General features: G+C 39.6%; 5 protein-coding genes and 1 pseudogene. 3 read left to right on the top strand and 3 right to left on the bottom strand.

Features of this window, described 5'->3' with window-relative positions; translation table 11 throughout:
• From RHS_RS26970 to RHS_RS26980, 3 genes are all read left to right on the top strand, one after another.
• A partial coding sequence (locus tag RHS_RS26970) for an IS5 family transposase (protein ID WP_047834920.1) occupies nucleotides 1-380 on the top strand: 380 nt, incomplete at its 5' end.
• 58 nt (nucleotides 381-438) lie between these two features.
• Complete coding sequence (locus RHS_RS26975; protein WP_027295278.1) at nucleotides 439-1,149, top strand: DUF1361 domain-containing protein; 711 nt, start codon at nucleotides 439-441, stop codon at nucleotides 1,147-1,149.
• A 102-nt stretch (nucleotides 1,150-1,251) separates the two neighbouring features.
• Nucleotides 1,252-2,349: an NADH:flavin oxidoreductase gene (locus tag RHS_RS26980; protein ID WP_044296951.1), complete on the top strand. Its 1,098-nt coding sequence runs from the start codon at nucleotides 1,252-1,254 to the stop codon at nucleotides 2,347-2,349.
• Nucleotides 2,350-2,502: 153 nt separating this feature from the next.
• Here the strand turns inward: RHS_RS26980 and RHS_RS26985 are convergent, their stop codons facing one another.
• The 3 genes and pseudogenes from RHS_RS26985 to RHS_RS26995 all read right to left on the bottom strand — a co-directional run.
• Nucleotides 2,503-2,685, bottom strand: a complete 183-nt coding sequence (locus RHS_RS26985) for a DUF951 domain-containing protein (RefSeq protein WP_047834921.1) — start codon at nucleotides 2,683-2,685, stop codon at nucleotides 2,503-2,505.
• 12 nt (nucleotides 2,686-2,697) lie between these two features.
• On the bottom strand, nucleotides 2,698-3,411 hold the full coding sequence (locus RHS_RS26990) for an NAD-dependent protein deacylase (protein ID WP_027295281.1): 714 nt from the start codon (nucleotides 3,409-3,411) through the stop codon (nucleotides 2,698-2,700).
• A 63-nt stretch (nucleotides 3,412-3,474) separates the two neighbouring features.
• A pseudogene (locus tag RHS_RS26995) lies at nucleotides 3,475-3,744 on the bottom strand (SrtB family sortase); the annotation flags it as partial.

Raw genomic sequence — 3,744 nt, forward strand, 5'->3', positions numbered from 1 at the left:
TACACGCCATTGTGGATGCTTATGGAAATCCAGTGTATTTCATGATCAGTGAAGGACAACGCAACGATATTAATTTCGCGATTCCCTTATTGAAACATGTAAATTTAAAAGGAAGTAACATACTTGCTGATCGTGGATATGACAGTGATAAACTGATTGACTATATCTATGAGCAAGGTGGTGAACCAACAATTCCATCAAGAAAGGGAGCAAAGTTTGAACGTCATTGCGATTGGTGGCTATATAAAGAGCGGCATCTGATAGAAAAACTCTTTTTAAAGCTAAAGGCATTTCGTAGAATTGCCACCCGCTATGACAAACTTGCATTCACCTATCTGGGATTTTTGTGTATCGCTTCAATATTAATTTGGTTAAAATGACCAATGTGTAGCAATTTTCAAACACGCTCTAGAGCTTGTCTGAAAGGAGAAACGGATCATGCTAAAAACTTTAAAAAACTATCATATTATCATCTACCCTGTGATCCTGTACTGGTGCATCTGCTTATTGATGTACCTGAAATTCCCACATACATTATATTTAATGCTGGGCTGGAATGTTTTACTGGCTGCCTTGCCGCTGTTTTTTATTGGAATTTCTATATATTTTTATAACAGGAAAATGAAGTTATGGGCTGCTCTTTTCTCTTTATCCTGGCTGTTATTTTTCCCAAATTCTATCTATATCATTACCGATTTTATCCATATTTCTAATGACAGCCTGGTATGGATAGAAAAAGCAGGAGAACTGTCAGAGAAAGGTAGAACCGTATATAATACGGATATTTTTGCTTGGTTTAAAATGTTTACTATAGGGATTGGTTGTATCTACGGAGTTATTCTTGGATTGGAATCTCTTCGTTTGTTTTTAAATATGACGGCATCATTTACTTCACATTTTATATCCTGGATCTGCATAGCAGCCGTTTCTCTTCTGAGCGGATTCGGTGTCTATCTGGGAAGATTTCTCCGCTTTAACAGCTGGGATATCTTACAGCCCATAAGCCTGATAAAAGGTATTTTGGCTGAAATGGATATCTTTGTTTTACAATTTACCCTTTGCTTTGCAGCCGTGATACTTTTACTATTTTTCTTTTATCTGACTATAGTCCGCCTGATACGATCAGAGTTAAAGATACAACACTCATGAATACAGGTCCGTGTACTTTTTCAGAATGAATTCTTGCTTTTTTAGCCTTTTGGGTCTACAATTTAAATGTAATATATTTTTATGTTGATAGGAGTTGATAACATGAAACAGCTATTTGAACCTCTTAAGATAAATTCTATGGTGTGCAGGAACCGTTTTCTGCGCAGTGCTACTTGGGAGGCTCTATCTGACGACCAAGGACACATCACTAATAAACAAAAGAAAATATATACGGAACTCGCCAAAAATGAAGTTGGGTTAATTTGCACCGGATATGCCCGCATTTTGGAAGAAGAACAGCCAAATGAAAGAATGATGGGGATTTACAATGACAGCTTTATTCCTGAGTATCAGGCTTTAACGAAATCCGTACATAAGTATGGTGCCAAAATTATGATGCAGCTGGCATATGGCGGCACAAAAACCACCTATCAGACAAACAGCCGAAGGATTTTTGCTCCAGGCGATATCGCTGAGAAATCCACCGGTACCGTTGGGATTCCAATGACAAAAGAAGATATTCACTATGTAACAGAGGCATATGTACAAGCCGCTCTGCGGGTTAAGGAAAGCGGTTTTGATGCTGTCCAGATACACGGTGGACACTCTTACCTGTTAAATCAATTCTTAAGCCCTTATTACAATAACCGATCGGATGAATATGGCGGCAGTATTACAAACCGAATACGTATTATACGTGAAATATATACTGGAATCCGTCAGGCAGCCGGAGAAGATTTTCCGATCTTAATTAAAATTACCTGCTCTGATTTCTTTGAAGGCGGACTGACATTTAAAGAAGTACTTCCAATCTGCAGGGAACTGGAGGACATGGGATTTGATGCCATTGAAGTATCCGGAAATATACATGGGAAAGCGAACAGTATGTCCGGTCAGATCTTCGACGGCTATCCTCTGACAAGAGGCGGATATTTTATAGAATACGCTAAAGTAATTGCAGAAGAAGTTAACATTCCCGTATTGGTAACGGGAGGCGTTTCTCATTTTGACAAAACATTGGACTGGCTCCAGAACAGCCGTATTGCCGGTTTTGGTTTTTGCCGGGCACTGCTTACCGAGCCTAACCTGATAAAACGTTGGAAAGACGGAGATATGACTCCTGCCAGATGTCTGCACTGTTCGAAATGCAGGACCAGGGAAGGAAACTATTGTACTGTGTTTCATAAAGGAAGTTTTTAAGATGTGTTTTTCTGAGGATTTCTATATTAAGATATGCGTACCAGCTTATGATAGGAATGTGTCAAATTTATTCAGCGAACTCACTGAATAAATTTGGCTCATTCCTGTTTTTTGATTTTGAACAACAGATAACTTTGTATTTCATTTTCAACCTTAAATTTTCTTCTGAAGTCCCTTAGTATTTTTCTCAACCAGCTTCCTGGCAATCATGATCTGATGTCCGCACCCCATGCATTTCAGGCGAAAATCAGCGCCTACCCTAAGGATTTCCCAATCATTGCTGCCACATGGATGCTGCTTTTTTAATTTTACGATATCGCCAACTTCATAAACCATATTTTTGCCTCCTTATATCGCTGCAAATATTTCCCCGATGCTTCCCTGCACAAGTAAGTCCGCATTATGATCCATTGGAGTTGTTGTTTTATTCACTAAAACCAGTTTATTCCCTCTGTAATAATCAATCAGACCTGCTGCGGGATACACTGCCAGAGACGTACCGCCTACAATGAGCACATCCGCCTTGGCAATATAGGATATTGCCCTGGACATTATCTGCTCATCCAGTCCCTCTTCGTACAACACCACATCCGGTTTTATAATACCGCCGCATTCACAGGAAGGTATTCCTTTGGATTCCAGCATATACCCGGCATCATAAGGTTTTTTGCATTTCATACAGTAATTCCTATGGACACTGCCATGCAGCTCCAGAACCTCTTTGCTTCCGGCTTTCTGATGCAGACCGTCAATGTTCTGGGTTATGACTGCCTTTAGCTTTCCTTCTTCTTCCCACTGTGCCAGTTTCCGGTGGGCAGTGTTTGGCTTCGCATCCAGACAAAGCATTTTATTCTGGTAAAAACGATAGAACTCTTTTGGATCCCTCATAAAGAAGGTATGGCTTAATATCGTTTCCGGCGGATAGTCATATTGCTGATTATACAGACCGTCTACACTTCGAAAATCTGGAATCCCACTTTCTGTAGAGACTCCCGCTCCTCCGAAAAACACAACATTCCGGCTTTCTGCAATCATTTGTTTTAATTGCTCTGTTTTATCCATTTCCATTCCTCCTTCACTTATTGTTTCCATATCTTTGAATAACGATAACTTTGATTGTTAAAATTATTTCACTTTAATAGAATCCACAAGTACCCCTTGCACCACAAACCTGGTTGCTTCATTTCCGGTACAGGTTGAAAGAGTTACTATATGGTCTTTTGCTGTAACCTTTGCTGTGCTTTTCACTACCGAATGCTCCACAGCTTCATCCAGATAATCCTGGAAATCTTTATCTTTAGCAAAAGATATCTGATAGGTATTGCTCACTGCTCCTACTTCATGGCAGGAAAAGATCTCATATTTATAATTCATCTTTGGCGTATAAATCCAGAA

This window comes from Robinsoniella sp. RHS (assembly GCF_001029355.1).
Classification (GTDB): Bacteria; Bacillota; Clostridia; order Lachnospirales; family Lachnospiraceae; genus Robinsoniella; species Robinsoniella peoriensis.